Below are 15,899 nucleotides of genomic sequence, written 5' to 3' on the forward strand. Positions count from 1 at the left end.
CATTGTTATAGGGGGGAGTTGCTTTGAGATTAATAATCACATTGATTTTATTGTTGCCGTTGATTGCTGGATGTAGTTCGGTAAATAAAGAACCAAAGAAAACAGAGACGGCAGCAAGTGAGACAGAAGAAACAAAGGAAGACTTATACACTAGAAAAATAACAGAGGAAGAACAGAAGTATATACAACTAGTACTGGATAAAAAGTATGAACAATTATTAGAATTAACAAAAAATAGTGCTGATGAAGTAAAAGTTGATTATAATAAAATTTCTTTTGCATTTAGGAAATATCAAGAAGGGCAAGAATTAGAGAAAAATGGAGTAGACGAATCTAATATTCCACAGATTAAAGAACTTGAAGTTAAGTATTATTATGCTTTAACAAAATTAGAAGAAGTCAAATTTATTCCAGATAAGATCAAAAAACAGGTTAAAGATTTAGAAAAAAGATTACAGGAAAAAGAAAATCGTTATAGACCAATAGTTGATAAATATGACGAGCAACAAGAAAAAGAAAGAGAACAGCAACGAATCGAAGATGAAAAAAGAGAGCTAGCTGAACAGGCAAAATTGAGAGCAGAAAGTCCTAAAACCGTATCAATTGGTATGACAAAAGAAGAGGTATTAGCAGATGGTTGGGGAATGCCTGATCATGTTAATCGAACTACAACTGCTAATGGGACTGATGAACAATGGGTTTATGGTGAATATAGTAGTAAATATTTGTATTTTGAAGATGGAGTTTTGACAACGATACAAGATTGAAAAAGGATACAATTTGACTAATCTAACATTAATAATGAAAAGGAAAATTAATTATCATGATAAATACAACTGATCTAAATAGCGTGTATTCTTCTTTAGCTAATGTCTTTGGTGTAAAGTCAGCCGATATAAGATACTATATTATGAAAAACAAATTCAATATTTTAAAAGGTTACCCTGAAGATGTTAATATTGAAGAATTTTTAATGTTTATTAAGAAATTAAATGGTAAAGCAACGATAAATTTTGAAAAAATAACTATATCTCAACTTACTTCAAGAATATATAAAAAAGATATCTCAAAAGAGCCAATCTTTAACTTGTTTGATGCCCTAACTAAAGAAACTGATATGAGTGTTTATTTAAATGAAAAAGGTATTGAATTTAAGGAGATTGAAGGAATATTAGAGGTATATTACAAAAATCAAAGAGTTGATTGGTCAAAGTATTTTAATGGATATGAATCCGCAGCAGCGAGAATGGTTTCTAATCGTCTTGAAGGTAATAGTTTTGGGTCAATAGATAAATGTGTAAATGGTTTTTTATTTAATGGTAAACTTCACGAGAATAGTGACGTTTACCATATATATAAGTTTCCAGAAATATTAGAAAATATGTTAAGGTTATTAAATTTAAGTAATGTTTCGATGAATTGGGCTAAAATATCAAAATCTTATACTATTACTTTTATGGCAGATATTGAAAATGTGGTATTCGATTTTAGTGCCAGTTTAAATAATAAACAAAAGCAGTTTAAGATAATTAGATATTGTTTATATTATTTAAGTAAAAAATTTTTTAATGACTGGGATGAGAATTGTAATCCAAAAATGCGATTAAAAGATGATTTAAATGTTAATGCAGAACAAATTATTAATGTTATGGAAATTTAATAAAACAGTTGATGCCTTAAGATGAATCCTATTGTTTTATTAAATTACATTATGATATAATCTGTATGCGTTGAATAAAATGCGGTGATTACACAGTTAAAGGACTCTACTTGAGTCCTTTAACTGTGAGTATGTAACTGTTTTTCTTACGTTTATCGTTGTATAACCAATCATAAAAATCTTTTTCAAGTGCCATAAATTTTGCACCAAATCTGTAAACTGTAAATTCCCCACTGTGCAATAATTCATAAACTTTATTTTTCCCTAGTCCAGTAATATCCATAATTTCTTTAACTGAAAGCAATTCCTTTTTTCTTGTTGTCATTTCTAGTAGCTCCTATTACTCTATATTATACAAATTAAAATATACCACAACGAAATAATAGAAATCAAAAGTGTAAAATCATAACTTACCATTTTACACACCCCCCCAAAAAAATCTACAAATATTTACAAGTTTTTAAAGGGAATATCTCTATTTATGCCGAAAGTAGTAGGTAGATGGGAGGTGTTTATATGTCTAAAAGAACAATTATTATTAATCAAAATCATAAATTTTTAAAAAAATTACAAGTAGATGAAGAAACTGTTTTAACAATAGGTAATTTTAAAATGAAAGTATCCGAATTTACTGAAATACATTCTCATGAAAAAGAACCTGACGATATTATGAGTATTCCAGCACAGGTTTCAACACTTGATATTAAATTATAAAATCTAGGAGAGTGTTAATGGTCTTTACTAAAGAGTATAAATGTAGATATTGTAATAATGTTACAGGAGTATCTAAGGGTGAAAAAAATTATAGTTTAGTTATTCCAGAAGATATAGTTCCTCGAGATGCGTTTGAACAAGTATATGCAAATAGTTATAAATATGAACATCATCATTTCTGTAACTGGAAATGTTATAATCTGAAAGTTTTAGATAATGCGATTAATGCTTTATCTAAAACTTTGGTATTTCCTGAAGAAAATTTCTTACCTTTACATATGGAAAGGGATATAGATAAAGCAAAATGTACATTAAATAAACTAGTTGCTTTTAAAGAAACATTAATTGAAAAATAAACATACCCCCTCAAATTTGAAGGTTATATCTCACTCCACAACAATTGTGGGGTGTTTTTTTGTGCTAATTTCAATATGATTTGGTAAATCCATCTAAATTATTCAAGTTAATTGAACTATTATAAGAAATTACCGAGGAAAGTGAACTATTAAAAATGGTACTATTACTCAATGAAAAGGAGATGATCAAATGGAGAAATTAAATGAAGAAGGCTTAGAATTTTTTAAAGAAATTGAAACGGAATATGGGTTAATTCATATCTATATTAATCACAACTCTACGAAAGAAAAAGCAAAAGAAAAATTAAAGCGATACTTATTAACTGATGAGTAATTTTAGTGCAGTGAAATAGTAATTAAATAGGAGATAACAGCATGAGAGAGCAGCAAAAAGGAACTAATATTAAGTTAGATTTAAAAAATGACTTTACACATATTGAAACGGAAGAATGCGATACATATGTCTCAAAAGAACGAATAGATGGATTTTTATATAAAATATCATTTACAAAAAATAAAGAGGAACATGAAGAATCGCTTAAGGCAATAAAAGAATTCTTTATTAGAGAATTCTATTAACTTCTTTAAGTTAATGATTTCCAGAATTTTTTACTAAATAATCCGAATCAAAAAGATAAACAGGTCTCTGAAATAGAAACCTGTTTTTTTATAGTGTAGGACATGCTATAAGAAATAATTTTTTGTTCCACATTAAGAGTTTTTCCGTGTGACTCCGGTCACATTTGAGGTCACATTTCGATAAATTTTCCTGTGACTCCTACAATCTTTCGCATATTTTTCTTCGAAATAATGTCTCTTCACTATTAAATCGCCTAAACTCAAAATCCATCCAATTTGCCTTAATACCCTTTACGCTTCACCTTTTCCAACACCACATCCAACTCATCAGGGCGCAATAGCTCGATCGGAGAATATCCTCCTTGCTCAAACTGTATCGAATCTGCCTCAACGAGCAATACATATTTATTATTTACCTTAGCCAAATGAATACTATCACCATAATCACTCAGCAATCCTTTCACGGCAATATGGTCAAGCTTCATCTTTAACTCCGCATCTGGTGAATGCTCAATAATTTGAGCGGTTGCTTCAACAACTTGTTCTGTGGTGAAACGTTCTTGCAATTCACGCTTTGGACTCGTAGCCCACACTTCCATCGCTGTTTCGAACTGCTCTTTTTCTTCACTTTCTGTATCATACGTTTCTTCAATATGGGTCTGTACCATTGTCATTACTTGCGATTTGATGATTTCTGGCATCGATTCTCCATATTCTACAAATTTCAGGAAATCCTCGAAATAGCGTGCATGGGAAGATTGATGGATTTTCAGTTCATTTTCCTCTATCATGCCTTCTTCTGGCATGTAGGGGTATTGTATGCTTTTCATATTTTTGGTGGTGATGGCCATTTCTACTTGTTTAATCATTGTTTTTTCGTCGGTAATGCTGGCAACTTTTGGTTCGAAATCACATTTCAAAATAAACAGAAACGGTTCATCAAAATATTTGCGTAATTTAGCGGTAGCTACAAGAAAAACACCGCCTCTAATGGCACTCGTATCAATATAGGTAGAGACAATTTTTTCAGCATTTTCTTGAAATGTTTCTCGTGTACTTGCTGCTCTGACCGCCTGAAATAGATTGTAATTAGGATTTGATGTTGCATCATGGCCTGGTTCCACAATGAACCTGCCTATTTTTGTTGGAGCGTTTTCTGATTTTGGATGGCGGTCTACTTTCCGTTTTGCAATCTTTTCAAGCTCACCATCTAAAAATTCTTTTAATGTACTGTCTTCGTAATCAGCATCATTTAATGTTTGAAAATGTTTATATTGTTTGATTGCTTTTTCATCTTTTCCTTCCACTGTCACTATATAAAAGGAAAGATGGATAATTTCAAAATCCATAACTCACCCTGCTTTCTAACATCAGCTATTAAGTATAGAGAAGGTTCAAACATAGGTCAATCTCTAATGAAACAAAAATTGGTTATGATGCGCTGAGAAAATAAAGAATAGGAAAAGAAATAATTGGCATAATGAAAAAGTAACCATTGTCGAGAATGGGAACCAACTTAAAGATCTTTACTTAACAGTTGGAGCTGAATTTCTAAAAGGGAAGTAGGTGGGAAAATTGGATATAAACAGAGCAAAGCAAATTCTTTCGTCTCCAGCAGAAATTGAAGTGCAATACAATGGTGTTTCTATCTGGATTGATGAAATTAAAGAAGCAAATGAAACAGCTATTGTACATTTAATCGGAGGAATGAAAGAACCAACTGAAGTAGATATAGCAAGCTTACAAGAAGTCGAGTAAAAAGAGAAATAAATATATTCCTAACAACTTTCAGCTTAGAATCATAGGACAATGAAAATAAGAATTGTTGTGATTATATGCTGTACTAAATGAACCATCTCCTTCATATATATACATAAGTGAAGGAGGTTTTTTTATGTCAAAAACGGCTGTATATTTAATTAACGGCTTTTTAGGGAGTGGGAAGACAAGTACATTATTAAAGTGTAAGGAGTATTTTAAAAAAAACAACAAAAAAATAGCGATTATCTTAAATGAGTTGGGGAATGCCAATGTAGAGAAGCATTTATTTGCAGATGAATCGTTATTCGAACTGTTGAATGGCTGTGTTTGCTGTTCGATTAAAGAGGATTTAAAAACCACCTTAACTGAATTAATGACGATTGTTAAGCAAGAAAAAATAGATGTAATCCTTTTAGAGGGAACTGGCGTGGCAAATCCTGGGGAAATAATCGAAACATTTGCAGAAAAACAATTTGCAGAGCATTTTACGATAGAACAAAGTATATGTGTGATTGACAGTGTCCATGTAACAGACTATATAAGCGTTTTTTCTAGTTCAAAAGAAGTAAGACAATTGCAGAAGGAACAAATGGAGAGGGGGAGTCTGCTTGTATTAAATAAAATGGACCAGCTTCCAAAAAAAGAGAAAATAGAAAAAATAAATAAACTTGTACGCAAATACAATCAAACAGCACCTATCGTCTATTCCACATATGGAGAAGGAGTGACTAATTATTTAGAAAACCATACATTTGTTCTTCCTGAAAACACCGGCGATAACCATTCAAACCATCTTCATTTAAAAGCAATTAAAATTGAACAACGTAAAGAATTATCAAAAAGAGACATAAAAGAATTGCTTTTAAAGCATAAAGATAAATTGATAAGAGCAAAAGGTACGGTTCAAAACTGTGATGATATGGAGTGGTATCATTTTCAATTTGCATCTGGTCAACTCATTTGGGAACAACTAAAAGATCATCCATCTTATGCTAGAGGACAAATTATTTTAATTGGTGAAGGATTAAAAGAACAGGATGTTCATTTATAGAAAGATGGAGAATATAGTAAACGAGAATAAAGCGTATTTTTTGGCTTTTAGTTAAATCATGCGTCTAGTTATAATGAGAAACTAGATGGCATATTGTTTAATAGAAGAAAAGACAAGCTTTTTGTGGTTTATCACGAATATAGAAGGGTTAAATAATAATAGAAGGAGTTTATATATGTCTATTCCAACATCGTTAAAAGATATCGTTATTTTTACATTATTCTTCTTAATGATGTCTTTATTCTTTTTTGGGAATGAGGCATTTATTCAATCAATCGGAATAGCGTTATCTGAAGATGGCAAAACAATTTTTATTCTTTTTTTAGGCATTTTTTTAGAAGCTTTGCCTTTTCTTTTATTAGGTGCTATCGCTTCGTCGGTTATTAATCTATTTATTTCAGAAAATATGATTGCAAAGTTTATTCCGAAGAATCCAGTAGCGGCAATAGGAATGGCGCTTTTAGCTGCGGTCATTACACCTGTTTGTGAATGCGCCATTATTCCTGTTGTCCGCAGGCTTATTCAAAAAGGAGTTCCTATTCATGTTGGTGTCGTATTATTAATGGGAGCCCCTATTTTAAATATTATTGTATTTGGCAGCACTTATTTTGCTTTTCAAAATAACCTGCAATTAGTATATGGGAGGTTCCTTGTTTGTATTGTAGCTGCTGTGGTCGTAAGTTCCCTTATATATTTTATTTTTGGAAAAGGAAATGTTTTGAAAATACAAAAGGATGATTTGATAAATACTGTCCAAGTAAATCGAAATAGAGGGGAATCGAAGTGGAAAGGAATACTTCATCATACATGTCATGAATTTTTTACGGTAGGCAAATATTTTATGATTGGTGCATTGTTTGCGAGTTTTGCTCAATTGTATGTGCAAGGTTCTGCAGTTGTACAAGCTGCGGAAACTTCTTTTCAAGGAACAGCTGTTATGATGGGACTAGCTTATGTCTTATCTTTATGTTCAGAGGCAGATGCATTTGTTGCCGCTTCCTTTGCGAAAATTTTCTCCGCACAAGCATTATTAGGATTTTTAGTATTTGGCCCCATTCTTGATTTGAAAAACACGTTTGTGATGTTGTCTTCCTTTAAGATAAAGTTTGTGATGTTGTTTATGTTTTTTGTGACAATCGTTGTATTTCTTTTATCGATTTTAGCAGGTAGTTTCCTTTCATTATAATCTTTGAATCAGAAAAAAGGAGGGGAGAAGAGAATGTTGAAAATAAGATGGAGTCCAAATTGGCAATTTTCGAATGAACTTCAAGGAATCATTTTAATTAGTTTTAGTTTACTTATTTTTAAATTATACGTTAAAAACACACTTACTTTGCTTATTGCTCCAAAAATGATTCCGTTTCTGCTATTTTCAATGGCAGCTTTATTTTTATTAGGTTTCTTTCGATTGTTAAACAGCAATCTACAAGGGGCAGATTGTGATTGTGATGTTTGTGATCAAAACACCTCTATAATTAAACTACTTGCTCCCTACCTTTTGTTTGTTAGTCCATTATTTTTCTTTTTTACTATTCAAGATTTTTCTATTAATAAAGAATTGTTATCCACTGCAGGGTATATTTCAGATACGAAGCAAGGTACAGAACAGGATTTAGAAAATATTATCGTAAATAAAAAACTGGTTGTGAATGATGAAAATTTTTTTATGGTTATGGATTTACTAAATAATAAACTGGATTCATTAGTTGGAACAGAAATAGAAATAAACGGTTTTATTTATAGAGAAGAAAATTTCTCCGCAAATGAAGCTGTTATTGCAAGACAATTGATGACCCATTGTGTTGCCGATACTTCTATTTATGGATATTTGTTATCAGGAGATGTGCAGTCATTAAAAACAGGCAGCTGGTATAAAGTATCTGCCATCATAAAAAAAGAAGAAAAAGATGGGGGTACGATGCCTGTATTGCAAATAAAAGGTGTAAAACAAATCGAAAAGCCGATAGAGCAGTATTTATATGATTTATAAGTAGATTAGTTCATTAGAAATGAACTAATCCCCTACTAATTGATAACAGATACTACCCTTCAAGAGTAAAACATTGTTAATTCATAGATTTTATTATTTCGCTAGTTGTTCGTATTTTCCCTATTCTAGGGAAGATAAAGTTTTTTACATGATCGTGCTCCTCTTGTGAAAATCCTGTCATAGCATCAATACTAAATATAAGATTATAACCATGCATAAATGCTTCTCGAGCTGTTGTATCTACACCAAGTCCTGTTGCTATCCCGCATAATACTATAGTATCTATTCCTCGGCGACGCAATTGCAAATCTAAGTCAGTTCCATAAAATGCTCCCCATTGTTTTTTAGTTACTATGTGATCTGATTTAGAAACGTTTAGTTCTTGAACAAATTCATCCCAACCATTAGGCATATTTAATGGTGGCGGAGCAATATCTAGTTTAGGGTGGGGTATATCTTTCATATCCTTGCTTGAAACACGAACCAAGGAGACAAAAGCACCTGTTTTGCGAAAAGAATCTGCTAGTGCAGAAGCATTATGAATAACTTGTTCTGCAGAATATGGAGCATATTGGTTTCCTAGCCATTTTTGTAAGTCAATTACAACTAATGCAGTTTTTTTTAGATCAATAAGATTTTCCATTTTCAAACACTCCCATACATTAATTAAGGACCTTATTGTTTTAAAATACAAACAATAGGTTTGACTATATGTTTATATTTTTGTACTATAAGTCAAATGGTGTCAAGTTAAGTGTTCTTAAGGATGATTATTACACAGGATATTGCTATAAAATTGTTAAGGAGCAAGGTTGCCTTTCTACATCAGTACAAGATATTGCAACTGATTATGGTATAAACAGATTATGCTATTTGTGAAGAACTAATTTTTAACAAAGAAAACAAAAAATCAAAAAATATTTATTGGAATTATCATAAAGAAACAGCAAAGATTAAGTTGAAAGATGGATAGAATCTTGCAACAAACATAAAAATACTTTAAAATTTAAGGAAACTGAATAGTGTCGGGAGCTTGAGGAATCAGGCTGAGAGGATGACTAATCTGTCATTGACCGAATGAACCTGTTGGATAATGCCAGCGCAGGGAGGTGTATATGTAATTGTGGAACAATATGATAAATACAGGTGTATATAATAAGCCATGTTCGAACTTTTCAAAACCTTATCGTTGGAGCGAGAGGGAAGGAAAGAATCAACCATGGCTTTTTTATTTGGAAAAAATACAATGTTAGAAATTAAGTACCTATTACACAAGAAAATGATAAAAAGTGAGGAATACATATGGAAGAAATAATGAAACCAGTTAATGTAGCAAACATGCTGACTAGATTAAGAGAAAGAGCTCCGCTTATTCATAATATGACGAATGTGGTCGTTACGAATTTTACAGCAAACGGTTTATTAGCTCTAGGAGCATCTCCAGTTATGGCATATGCAAAAGAAGAAGTGGCAGAGATGGCTACGATTGCAGATGCACTCGTGTTGAATATCGGAACATTAACGGCAGAAACGATTGAAAATATGATTATAGCTGGAAAAGCAGCTAATAAGGCAAATACACCGGTTATCCTGGATCCTGTTGGAGCAGGTGCTACTTCCTTTCGTACGGAAAGTGTACAGAAGATAATGAAAGAAATAAAGATTTCTTTATTGCGTGGCAATATTGCCGAAGTAGCAAATGTTGCCGGCATTAAAACGGCCATTAAAGGAGTAGATGCAATGGGAGTGATGGAAGATCCAATTAAGATAGCCAATGCCGCATCTGCAGCGATTCAAGCACCGGTTGTTATTACAGGCGAAAAAGATGTAGTTACAGATGGGGAAAATACTTATTTAATAGGCAATAGCCATCCGCTATTAACGAAAGTCACCGGTGCAGGCTGTTTGTTAACGTCAGTTATCGCTTCCTTTATTGCAGTGGAAAAAGATATTGTAGCTGCAAGTGTTGCTGGATTGGTTACTTATGGGGTGGCAGCAGAACTTGCTGCCAAACAGATTAAGGAGTATGGACCGGGAAGTTTGCAGATAGAATTATTAAATCAATTATATTTAATAAATGAAGAGCACATTGCCCATTTAAACAAGATCGAAAAGCTAGGAGGAGAATAAACAATGAGTATTCGAAAAGCATTAACGATTGCTGGATCAGATAGTGGCGGCGGTGCTGGCATACAAGCAGATCTTAAAACATTTCAAGAGTTAAATGTATTTGGAATGACAGCAATCACTGCTGTTACAGCACAAAATACTCTTGGTGTAGATGCTGTTTATCCGATGAGCCTTGAAGCAATTGAAAAACAAATAGATGCAGTAGCTACTGATATTGGAACAGATGCAGTAAAAACAGGTATGTTATTTAGTAGAGAAATCATTGAGCTGGTTGTGTCAAAAATAAAAAAATACAATTGGTCACAAATTGTAGTTGATCCCGTTATGATAGCAAAAGGGGGGGCTGCTTTGTTAAAGCAAGAAGCAATTGATGCAATGTGTCAGTATTTATTGCCGATTGCGACTGTCATTACTCCTAATATACCAGAAGCAGAAGAACTGACTGGAATTAGTATCAATACTTGGGATGATCGCAAATTAGCAGCAGAAAAATTATATGAGTTAGGGGCTAAAAATGTCATTATTAAAGGTGGACATGGAAGTGGTGACCTATTAATAGATTTATTATTCGATGGCAAAAACTATACGGAACTGCAATCAAAAAGATTTTCAACAAAAAATACGCATGGTACTGGCTGTACTTTTGCAGCAGCAACAGCGGCATGCTTAGCTAATGGTAAATCAATGGAAGAATCTTTTCGAATTGCAAAGGATTTTGTTTATTATGCCATTAAAGAGGATTTGCATATAGGGAATGGCCATGGACCAACAAACCATTGGGCGTATCAAAAACAGCAAAATCATTCAATGAAGTAATAATTGGGGAGACAATAGATGACCAAGTATAAGCAGGATTATATAAAGAATTTATTAAAAGTTTATTTTATTATGGGCAGCAATAATAGTGAATTAGATCCTGAATATGTATTAACAGAAGCGTTAAAAGCAGGAATCACGATATTCCAATTCAGAGAAAAAGGAGCAGGCTCACTAACTGGCTCAGAAAAAACAGCGTTGGCGAGAAAACTACAAAACAAATGTAAGGAATATAATGTTCCTTTTATTGTGAACGATGATGTAGACTTAGCGCTTCAGATTGGAGCAGATGGTGTTCATATTGGCCAAGAAGACGAAAAGGCAGAAGCAGTAAAAAAGAAAATAGGAAATAAAATAGTAGGTGTTTCTGCGCATACAGTAGAAGAAGTGAAATCTGCTATAAAAGCAGGGGCAGATTATGTTGGAATAGGTCCTATTTTTCCAACAAAAACAAAAAAGGATGCAGAGCCAGTCCAAGGAACAAGGTTACTAAAAGAATTGCAAAAAAATAAAATTCAAGTTCCAATAGTAGGGATTGGCGGAATTACAAATGATAACGCAGGTGAAGTAATTTGTGCAGGAGCGGATGGTGTTGCTGTTATTTCAGAGGTAAGTATGGCAGCTTATCCCTTTGAAAGTGCAAAAATCTTAGTAGAGACGGTAGCAGCAGAAAAGATTAAATCAGCAAAAAGCCAATAGGTTTTTTGCTGAATATAGACATTCACCCAACCGAATGATCAATTTGTGCATAAGATGTTTTGAAAGGAAGTGTTATTGTGATTAGTTTTGATTACAATATATCTGCTTCCCCGTTAACTTTATGAAGTAAGGTTAATGAGTATACAAAAAACAAAGGGAGATGTTCTTATGTACGGTTACGGATATGGCGGATACGGATATGGTGCTGGTGGATGCGGTTCAGGCTTCGCATTAATCGTTGTATTATTCATCTTATTGATTATCGTTGGTGCAACGTTTATTCACTAAATTGAAATGAGGGAAAGGCAGACAATTCTAGTGTCTGCTTTTTCTGTAATATTTTGAAAAAACTGAATTTTTAAAAATATTATTTTTTGGCTGTTTTCTAAAAGTTTGTTGCTATTTGATTAAGATGAAAAACCTTTAAATGTACTGAGCAGCCTGAATACACGTAGACTCCTGCGGGAAAAGCGAGATAGACGAGACCCTGCAGGAGCAAAGCGGCGAAGCGGCTCGACGCTCGCCCGCGGAAAGCGAAGTGTATTCAGGCTGCGGGTTAGATAGCAACAATCTATACGAAAAGGGCCTCATTTTTATCGTTCTTAACGGGTACGAGCGATTACTATTTTACGAGATATATTATTAAAATTGTTGGAATATCACTTTGTGTATTCAACTAAAATATTTTAATTTTTTTATTATAGTTTTTTTGTATTTTTATAGTAAAAAATGAAAAAAAGGAATGTTTTATACATAAATATTAGAAATATTTCTTTTTTTTGAAAATTAAATCTAAAAAGGATATTGACAGATAATATAATATCGGTAAAATAAAGTTATTAACGTGTTAGATTATATGACACTTAATGTTAGTATTTATACATAAAGGGGGAAGAAATCCTAATGGAACAGTTAGAATTTTTAATGAACAGCTTGTGGACGATGGTTGCTGCAATTTTAGTTATTTTTATGTTAGGTGGATTTATTTTACTTGAAGCTGGTTCCACAAGAATGAAAAATGCTGGTCATATTGCTGGTAAAACAATTTTCACTTTTGGTATTGCTTCTTTAGTATTTTGGGCGGTAGGATATGGTTTTATCTTTGGAGGAAACGGAAACTTTTTTGTTGGGTTGACTGATTTCTTCTATTCTGGAGCACAAGCAGATGGTGCAGGGCTTCAAACAACAGTATTTTTTGTTTTCCAATTGGCATTCGCAGGAATTTCTTTAACGATTGCGCTTGGTGGTTTTGCTGAACGTGCGAAATTATCTGTTTATCTTATTTTCTCAGTACTATTCTCAGCTTTAGTTTATCCTGTTGTTGCACACTGGATTTGGGGCGGCGGCTGGTTGTTCGAACACGGTAAACAAGACTTTGCTGGTTCAACAGTAGTGCATTTAACTGGTGCAATGGCTGCATTAGCTGCTACTATTTTATTAAAGCCTCGTATTGGTAAATACAATGCAGATGGTTCTGCAAACCCTATTTTTGGTCATAACCAAGTGTATACAGCATTAAGTGTTATTATTCTTTGGGTTGGCTGGTTTGGATTTAACGCAGGTAGTACGGTTTCTGTAGCAGACGGATTCTTTGGATTTGTTGCATTAAATACGAACTTAGCTGCAGCAGCTGGATCTGTTTCTGCTTTATTAATCTCTTGGATTGTATTAGGGAAATCTGATATATCTACTATGTTAAACGGTGCATTAGCTGGTTTAGTTGCAATCACTGCATCTTGTGCGTTCGTTGATACTTGGGCAGCGGTAGTTATCGGCTTTATTGCTGGTATTCTAGTATTCTACAGTGTTCGATTCTTTGAAAATAGAAAAATTGATGATCCGATTTTTGCATTATCGGTACATGGTACTGCAGGGGTTTGGGGAACATTGTCAAATGGGTTTTTTGCTACAAAAGAACTTGCGACAGTAGGTAAGCCAGGATTATTCTATGGTGGTGGATTCCATCAGTTAGGTGTTCAGGCAACAGGTATTGTAGTTTCTGCATTATTCGCTTTTGTAGTAAGCTTTGTTATCTTATTCGTTATCAAAAAAATCAGCGGACTTCGTGTAACGGAAGAAGAAGAAATCATGGGCTTAGATATTAGTGAACATGGTACTTACGGATATCCAGAAGTTTTTCTTTCAAAAGAAGAAAACAAAAATAATATAAACTAAAAGCTTTTTTATGATTTGATTAATAGATGAAAGCCTCACTTTTATAGTGGGGCTTCAAATCTTTTAAAGTAATTTTTCTAAAGGATTTATTAAACAGTTAATATCCTAATATCTACATATAAAGTTTTTAAATAATTAGGATCAATATGATACAATAAACTAAATTAGGTGAAGGCTTGCTTAAACGTATTAATCTAAATCCTATATCTATTTTTAAGGAAGTGCATGGATGTGCTCTCGAATTATAAGAATCAATCAAATTAAACAAGAGAAAGAGACCCAAATAATCAATTGTGCAAAGTCTAATATTCAATTAAATAAATGTCATGATGGATTTATGAAACAAGTTTTCAATATATCTTTGGAAGAATTTACAAAAACACATGGCTATCCACCTTGTGATTTTGTTTGGTTTGTTACTGGGAGTGCTGGTAGATTTGAACAAGGATTATTTAGTGATCAGGACCATGGTATAATATATCAAGTGAAGGATCCAGCATTTCAAGCATATTTTATTCAATTTAGCAAAGAATTAAGTGATGCCTTAAATGAAGTTGGATATCCTTATTGTGAAGGAAATGTTATGAGCAGCAATCCATTATGGTGCAAATCGATAGAAGAATGGCAATATCAGCTGCTGAATTGGATGGAAACTGAAAGTTGGGAATCCATTCGTTATTTGCAAATATTTTATGATTGCAGGAAATTATTCGGTAATGAACTTTTCGTAGAAGAGCTTCGTTCGTATATACATGAATATCGTTCTTTGCACCCTTCTCTTTTAAAACGTTTTATGAATAATGTGATGCGTATTAAAAAAGGGGTAGGTATTTTCGGACAATTTTTTGTGGAAAGAACAGGCCCACACAGGGGTTCTATTCACTTGAAAAATACTTTATATTTACCATATGTAAACTCTATCAGACTTCTTGCAATAAAAGAGGGGATTCAATCTACTTCAACGATTAGTCGTATAGAGGAATTGAGAAAAATAGAAAAGTATGAATCATTGCTTCAGCCATATGAAAAATATTTTATAAAAATTCTTCAGTATCGTAGTACACTTTTTAAAAACGCTAAAACATACAAAGATGTTCATTTTTTAAATATAAAGAACTTAAGTAAGCAAGAAAGACAAGAAATTAAATTATTGTTGCGAAGCGGAATTAAGTTATACCATCAAGTTCAAAGGATAATTGAAAAAGGGTGTTAAAATGGGTGTAGAATCTTTTCTCCATTATATGAGAGAGTTATATGGAAAAGTTAATCCAAGTGTACTTAATACAAATTCAGATGGCTTTAATTCACAACAGCTTGCATTTATGAGACGACTGCAAAAAGATTTAAAAGTAGAAGTGGCTTCCCGCTTGCCTTTAAAAGATTTAAAAACGGTAATATTTGATATAGAAACCACTGGTTTTTTTCCTGACAAAGGCGATCAAATTATTTCAATTGGTGCAGTGAAAGTAAGAGGTTGTGAAATATTAGATGATCAGTTTTATTCATTAGTTCGTATAAATGAACAAATACCAGAAGAAATAGTTACATTAACCGGAATTAAAAATGATGATTTAATAGATGCGCCGTATTTGTCGGAAGTGCTTGTGAATTTTTTTGATTTCGCTAAAGATGATACATTAGTTGCCCACCATTCATCCCATGAAAAAAATTTCATGCAATCTGCTTGTTGGAAGCAATTTAAAACCCCGTTTAAGCATCGAATTGTTGATACATCTTTTTTGTTTCAAACAGTAGAACCGAAACAGTCTATTGTAACATTGGAAGATTGGTGTATATTGAGCGAAATTCCTATTTGCAATCGCCATCATGCACTTGGAGACGCAAAGCTTACCGCTATTCTTTGGACCAAATATTTAGCGAAAGCACAGGAGCTGGGATGTAAAACGCTCCAAGATATTTACGAAAGAGTAGCGAGAAGATGAACTTGCCTGCGAAAAAAGATGAATC

At 32.8% G+C, this 15,899-nt stretch carries 21 protein-coding genes; 18 read left to right on the forward strand and 3 right to left on the reverse strand.

Annotated elements, in window-relative coordinates; all coding sequences use genetic code 11:
- The first annotated feature begins 23 nt into the window (after positions 1-23).
- Together ACTXGU_RS00220 and ACTXGU_RS00225 are read left to right on the forward strand one after the other, a co-directional pair.
- Complete coding sequence (locus ACTXGU_RS00220; protein WP_443479484.1) at positions 24-767, forward strand: hypothetical protein; 744 nt, start codon at positions 24-26, stop codon at positions 765-767.
- A gap of 56 nt (positions 768-823) precedes the next feature.
- A complete protein-coding gene (locus ACTXGU_RS00225; protein ID WP_443479485.1) occupies positions 824-1,660 on the forward strand; it encodes a hypothetical protein in 837 nt (278 codons plus the stop codon).
- 106 nt (positions 1,661-1,766) lie between these two features.
- Here ACTXGU_RS00225 and ACTXGU_RS00230 read toward each other — a convergent pair whose 3' ends face one another.
- A complete protein-coding gene (locus ACTXGU_RS00230; protein WP_443479486.1) occupies positions 1,767-1,985 on the reverse strand; it encodes a helix-turn-helix transcriptional regulator in 219 nt (72 codons plus the stop codon).
- Positions 1,986-2,176: 191 nt separating this feature from the next.
- Between ACTXGU_RS00230 and ACTXGU_RS00235 the strand changes: the two genes are divergently transcribed.
- The 4 genes from ACTXGU_RS00235 (at position 2,177) to ACTXGU_RS00250 (ending at position 3,309) form a co-directional block, all read left to right on the forward strand.
- Positions 2,177-2,374, forward strand: coding sequence for a hypothetical protein (locus ACTXGU_RS00235; RefSeq protein WP_443479487.1), 198 nt, complete (start codon positions 2,177-2,179; stop codon positions 2,372-2,374).
- A 17-nt stretch (positions 2,375-2,391) separates the two neighbouring features.
- Positions 2,392-2,730 carry a hypothetical protein gene (locus ACTXGU_RS00240; protein ID WP_443479488.1) on the forward strand — a complete coding sequence of 113 codons (339 nt, stop codon included), beginning with the start codon at positions 2,392-2,394 and terminating at the stop codon, positions 2,728-2,730.
- A gap of 190 nt (positions 2,731-2,920) precedes the next feature.
- The gene (locus ACTXGU_RS00245; protein WP_443479489.1) at positions 2,921-3,064 is read left to right on the forward strand and encodes a hypothetical protein; all 144 of its coding nucleotides are present in this window, start codon (positions 2,921-2,923) and stop codon (positions 3,062-3,064) included.
- Positions 3,065-3,105: 41 nt separating this feature from the next.
- A complete protein-coding gene (locus ACTXGU_RS00250) occupies positions 3,106-3,309 on the forward strand; it encodes a hypothetical protein (RefSeq protein ID WP_443479490.1) in 204 nt (67 codons plus the stop codon).
- 281 nt (positions 3,310-3,590) lie between these two features.
- Here the strand turns inward: ACTXGU_RS00250 and ACTXGU_RS00255 are convergent, their stop codons facing one another.
- A complete protein-coding gene (locus tag ACTXGU_RS00255; protein WP_443479491.1) occupies positions 3,591-4,658 on the reverse strand; it encodes a DUF3900 domain-containing protein in 1,068 nt (355 codons plus the stop codon).
- Between the two features lie 226 nt (positions 4,659-4,884).
- On the opposite strand from ACTXGU_RS00255, the gene ACTXGU_RS00260 reads away from it, so the two are divergent.
- From ACTXGU_RS00260 to ACTXGU_RS00275, 4 genes are all read left to right on the forward strand, one after another.
- Complete coding sequence (locus tag ACTXGU_RS00260) at positions 4,885-5,067, forward strand: H-type small acid-soluble spore protein (protein ID WP_443479492.1); 183 nt, start codon at positions 4,885-4,887, stop codon at positions 5,065-5,067.
- Positions 5,068-5,203: 136 nt separating this feature from the next.
- Positions 5,204-6,121 carry a CobW family GTP-binding protein gene (locus ACTXGU_RS00265; protein ID WP_443479493.1) on the forward strand — a complete coding sequence of 306 codons (918 nt, stop codon included), beginning with the start codon at positions 5,204-5,206 and terminating at the stop codon, positions 6,119-6,121.
- A gap of 175 nt (positions 6,122-6,296) precedes the next feature.
- Entirely contained in the window at positions 6,297-7,307 is a 1,011-nt protein-coding gene (locus ACTXGU_RS00270; RefSeq protein ID WP_443479494.1) for a permease, read from the forward strand.
- A gap of 33 nt (positions 7,308-7,340) precedes the next feature.
- Positions 7,341-8,111, forward strand: a complete 771-nt coding sequence (locus ACTXGU_RS00275) for a TIGR03943 family putative permease subunit (RefSeq protein ID WP_443479495.1) — start codon at positions 7,341-7,343, stop codon at positions 8,109-8,111.
- 76 nt (positions 8,112-8,187) lie between these two features.
- Here the strand turns inward: ACTXGU_RS00275 and ACTXGU_RS00280 are convergent, their stop codons facing one another.
- Positions 8,188-8,754, reverse strand: a complete 567-nt coding sequence (locus tag ACTXGU_RS00280; RefSeq protein WP_443479496.1) for a hydrolase — start codon at positions 8,752-8,754, stop codon at positions 8,188-8,190.
- Positions 8,755-8,982: 228 nt separating this feature from the next.
- Between ACTXGU_RS00280 and ACTXGU_RS00285 the strand changes: the two genes are divergently transcribed.
- The 8 genes from ACTXGU_RS00285 to ACTXGU_RS00320 all read left to right on the forward strand — a co-directional run bounded on the left by ACTXGU_RS00285 (position 8,983) and on the right by ACTXGU_RS00320 (position 15,874).
- The gene (locus ACTXGU_RS00285; RefSeq protein WP_443479790.1) at positions 8,983-9,084 is read left to right on the forward strand and encodes a DUF5412 family protein; all 102 of its coding nucleotides are present in this window, start codon (positions 8,983-8,985) and stop codon (positions 9,082-9,084) included.
- Between the two features lie 341 nt (positions 9,085-9,425).
- Positions 9,426-10,241, forward strand: coding sequence for a hydroxyethylthiazole kinase (thiM, locus tag ACTXGU_RS00290; RefSeq protein WP_443479791.1), 816 nt, complete (start codon positions 9,426-9,428; stop codon positions 10,239-10,241).
- Positions 10,242-10,244: 3 nt separating this feature from the next.
- Positions 10,245-11,057, forward strand: coding sequence for a bifunctional hydroxymethylpyrimidine kinase/phosphomethylpyrimidine kinase (gene thiD / locus ACTXGU_RS00295; protein WP_443479497.1), 813 nt, complete (start codon positions 10,245-10,247; stop codon positions 11,055-11,057).
- Between the two features lie 18 nt (positions 11,058-11,075).
- Complete coding sequence (gene thiE, locus ACTXGU_RS00300; RefSeq protein WP_443479498.1) at positions 11,076-11,756, forward strand: thiamine phosphate synthase; 681 nt, start codon at positions 11,076-11,078, stop codon at positions 11,754-11,756.
- 168 nt (positions 11,757-11,924) lie between these two features.
- Positions 11,925-12,044: a YjcZ family sporulation protein gene (locus tag ACTXGU_RS00305; protein WP_443479792.1), complete on the forward strand. Its 120-nt coding sequence runs from the start codon at positions 11,925-11,927 to the stop codon at positions 12,042-12,044.
- Positions 12,045-12,659: 615 nt separating this feature from the next.
- Positions 12,660-13,931, forward strand: coding sequence for an ammonium transporter (locus ACTXGU_RS00310; RefSeq protein ID WP_443479499.1), 1,272 nt, complete (start codon positions 12,660-12,662; stop codon positions 13,929-13,931).
- A 229-nt stretch (positions 13,932-14,160) separates the two neighbouring features.
- On the forward strand, positions 14,161-15,144 hold the full coding sequence (locus ACTXGU_RS00315; RefSeq protein ID WP_443479500.1) for a DUF294 nucleotidyltransferase-like domain-containing protein: 984 nt from the start codon (positions 14,161-14,163) through the stop codon (positions 15,142-15,144).
- Between the two features lies 1 nt (position 15,145).
- Positions 15,146-15,874, forward strand: a complete 729-nt coding sequence (locus ACTXGU_RS00320) for an exonuclease domain-containing protein (protein WP_443479501.1) — start codon at positions 15,146-15,148, stop codon at positions 15,872-15,874.
- Positions 15,875-15,899 lie beyond the last annotated feature (25 nt).

The sequence above is a fragment of the Niallia sp. 01092 genome (assembly GCF_052318935.1).
In the GTDB taxonomy this organism is placed as follows: domain Bacteria; phylum Bacillota; class Bacilli; order Bacillales; family Cytobacillaceae; genus Niallia.